Source organism: Mycobacterium sp. 852002-40037_SCH5390672, from assembly GCF_001665875.1.
GTDB lineage: Bacteria > Actinomycetota > Actinomycetes > Mycobacteriales > Mycobacteriaceae > Mycobacterium.
In genome coordinates this window covers 1-3,992 of record NZ_LZTA01000085.1, presented here as the reverse complement: position 1 = coordinate 3,992, position 3,992 = coordinate 1, and the positions used below count along the sequence as shown (strand labels likewise).

Below are 3,992 nucleotides of genomic sequence, written 5' to 3'. Positions count from 1 at the left end.
TGTTATCCATCGCCTCGCTCAAGTTGCGCCCGATCACCACCGACCAACTACACAACGCATTGACCACGGCCATAGACGTCGCCGCCGATCACACTTTGTTGGGGCTTAGGTGGTCGGCGATATCTCTTGAGGGTCACGCCGATGACGGGTTAACAGTGCTGTCTTGGAGCGATTTTGACCTCTCTGATGTAGATGGTGTCGGTGGTTCTCTTGCCGGTGATGTGGTGGTGGTGTGGGAGTGGAACGGCATCGAGGCCGGGGTGGTGGATTCGGTGTATGCGGCCACTCATGCGGTGTTAGCGGTGTTGCAGTCCTGGCTGGCCATAGATCAAGCGGGCAAGTTGGTGGTGTTGACTCATGGCGCGGTCGGGTTGGTGGGGGAGGATGTCGTCGATCTGGCTGCTGCCGCGGTGTGGGGGCTGGTGCGTTCGGCGCAAAGCGAACATCCCGGCCGGATTGTGTTGGTGGACTGTGACATTACTGGTATTCCTGCAGTCGTTGGCGCCGCGGTCGCCACGGGTGAACCTCAACTCGTGGTCCGCGCTGACACCGTTTATATCGCTCGGCTCGATGCGGGGGTGGCTGAGGGTGTTTTGGCTGTCCCTGAGTCGCCGTGGCGATTGGGAGTTGGCGGGAGCGGGACTTTAGAGGATTTGGTGGTGATTTCAGATCCTGATGCTGATGCCGTGGTGCCAGACGGTCATGTGCGGGTGGGCGTGTGCGCTAGCGGGGTCAATTTTCGGGATGTGTTGGTGGCCTTAGGGATGTATCCAGACCCAGGCGCGGTGTTGGGCGCTGAAGGGGCCGGGGTGGTGGTCGAGGTGGGTCCGGGTGTGACCGGTGTGGCCGTCGGTGATCAGGTGATGGGGTTGTGCAGTGGGGTGGGTTCGCAGTCGGTGGTCGATTCACGCCTGATTGTTCCCATCCCGCGGGGGTGGTCGTTCGCTGAGGCCGCTGGGGTGCCGGTGGTGTTCTTGACGGCCTATTACGGGTTGGCGGATTTGGCTGCGGCGCGGGCGGGGGAATCCGTGCTGGTGCATGCCGCTGCAGGCGGGGTGGGGATGGCCGCGGTGCAGCTGGCCCGGCAGTGGGGGTTAGAAGTTTTCGCCACTGCCAGTTCAGGTAAGTGGGACACCCTGCGCGCCATGGGTTTTGATGATGACCATATCGCTGATTCACGCACGCTGGAGTTTGAACAGAAATTCCTGTCGGTTACCGACGGTCGCGGAGTTGATGTTGTCTTGAACTCGCTGGCCGGTGAGTTCGTGGACGCCTCGCTGCGGTTGCTAGCACCTGGTGGGCGATTTATCGAGCTAGGCAAGACTGATATCCGCGATGCATCGGTGGTTGCCGACCGGTATCGCGAAGTGCGCTATCGGGCATTTGATTTGATGCAGGCCAGCCCGCAGCGTCTCGAGCAGATGCTAGCCGAAGTGATGAAGCTATTCGACGCCCAGGTGTTGCACCAATTACCTATCACCACTTGGGATGTGCGCTGCGCCCCGCATGCCTACCGATTCATCAGCCAAGCCCGCCATGTCGGCAAAGTTGTCTTGACAGCGCCTGACTCGATGCCCCGCGCACTTGCTGCGGGCACGGTATTGATCACCGGGGGCACCGGGATGGCAGGTGCTGTGGTGGCTCGGCACGTGGTCGAACGTTACGGAGTGGGTCATGTGGTGTTGGCCAGTCGTCGTGGGGATCGCGGCGAGGGGGTAACCGAACTAGTGACCACGTTGGTCGAGGCCGGCGCTGAGGTGCAAGTGGTGGCCTGTGATGTGGCCGATCGCGATGCGACGGCAAAATTATTGGCACAACTCAGCACTCAGCGCCCACCATTGACAGGGATTATTCATGCAGCCGGGGTGCTCGATGATGCAGTGATCACTTCACTGACCCCCGAGCGTATCAATACGGTATTAACAGCCAAGGTGGATGCGGCCTGGAATCTGCACGAGTTGACCCGCGATCTGAATCTAGCAATGTTTGTGGTGTTTTCCTCAGTGGCAGGCACCCTCGGCGCCGCAGGCCAGGCCAGTTACGCGGCGGGCAATGCCTTCTTAGACGGGTTAGCCACCCATCGACGCGCGGCCGGGTTGCCGGCGATGTCGCTGGCATGGGGACTATGGGAACAATCCAGCGCCATGACCAGCCACCTCAGCGGACGCGACCTAGCCCGGATACGCCGCGGTGGGCTAGCCGCACTAACACAGACCCAAGCCATCGAATTGTTTGACACTGCACTCATTATCGATCATCCCACTGTGGTGGCTGCGCGTCTGGACCAGGCCGTGTTGCAGCACAGCACTGAGACGTTGCCGCCGGTGTTTGATGGGCTGATTCGCCGACCCTCGCGCCGACTGGTGGAAAACAGCGCCGCCGCCTCGGCATCGGCGCTGGCCCAACGATTACATGGGCTGACCCCTGACCAACAACACGATCTGCTCGTGGAACTGGTGCGTTCGCATGCAGCGGTGGTGTTGGGCCATCCCAGTCCCAACGACATCGACACCGATCAGGCATTCCAAGATCTCGGGTTTGACTCCTTGACCGCTGTCGAACTGCGTAACAGGCTCAAAACCGCTACCGGACTAGCACTTCCATCGACACTGCTCTTCGACTACCCCACCCCCACCACCCTGGCAAAGCGTTTAGGGCAACAACTTGTTGGGTCGGTCCAAGAGGCGCGGTCGCCGGTGCGCACGAAGTTGGGAATAGATGAGCCGGTGGCGGTGGTGGGGATGGGGTGTCGGTTCCCTGGGGGAGTGGATTCTGCTGAGGCGTTGTGGGAGTTGGTGGCGGCTGGTCGTGATGTGGTGTCGGGGTTCCCCAGTGATCGGGGATGGGATGTCGAGGGAGTGTTTGATCCCGATCCCGATGCGGTGGGTAAGTCTTATAGCCGCTGGGGTGGGTTTTTAGCTGATGCTGCTGATTTTGATGCCGGGTTTTTTGGGATCGCTCCTGCTGAGGCGTTAGCGATGGATCCTCAGCAGCGGTTGATGTTGGAGGTGTGTTGGGAAGCTTTGGAACACGCTGGAATTGATCCGGTTGGGTTGCGGGGGTCTGCCACGGGAGTGTTCGCCGGATTGTTCGGGCAGGGGTATGGGGTCGGTGCTGGCGGGCGGACGGAGGGCTATGGATTGACGGGGTCGACCTCGAGTGTGGCCTCGGGCCGGGTGGCGTATGCGTTGGGTTTAGAGGGTCCAGCGGTCTCGGTGGATACGGCGTGTTCGTCGTCGTTGGTGGCACTGCATTGGGCGGTGCAGTCATTGCGGTTGGGTGAGTGTGATTTGGCGTTGGCCGGGGGCGTGACCGTGATGGCCACCCCGGCGATGTTTGTGGAGTTTTCTCGGCAGCGAGGGTTGGCCCCTGATGGGCGGTGTAAGCCGTTTGCGGCGGCCGCTGATGGGACGGGCTGGGCCGAGGGCGTCGGGGTGTTGGTAGTGGAGCGGTTATCGGATGCGCTGCGGTTGGGGCATTCGGTGTTAGCGCTGGTGCGCGGGTCAGCGATCAATCAGGATGGGGCATCAAACGGGTTAACCGCCCCTAACGGGCCCTCTCAGCAGCGGGTGATCCGAGCGGCGTTGGCCAACGCGGGATTAACGACCGCTGATGTCGATGTGGTTGAAGGCCATGGAACTGGCACCGTATTGGGTGATCCGATTGAGGCGCAAGCGCTTTTAGCGACCTATGGACAAGACCGGCCAGCCGATCAGCCCCTGTGGCTAGGGTCGATCAAATCGAATATGGGTCACACCTCAGCCGCGGCGGGGGTGGCCGGGGTGATCAAGATGGTGCAAGCCATGCGCCATCAACTCATGCCTCAGACCCTGCATGTCGATGCACCCAGTCCGCATGTCGATTGGTCAACAGGGGCAGTGTCCTTGCTGACCCAGCCCCAACCCTGGCCGGTGCAGCAGGGCCGAGTGCGCCGGGCGGGGGTGTCTTCGTTTGGGATCAGCGGCACCAATGCGCATGTGATTATCGAGCAG

At 61.3% G+C, this 3,992-nt stretch carries 1 protein-coding gene; it reads left to right on the top strand.

The window, feature by feature from the left end; all coding sequences use genetic code 11:
- Window positions 1–3,992, top strand: a 3,992-nt coding sequence (locus tag A5782_RS27295; protein ID WP_156623969.1) for an SDR family NAD(P)-dependent oxidoreductase, incomplete at both ends; no start/stop codon positions are given.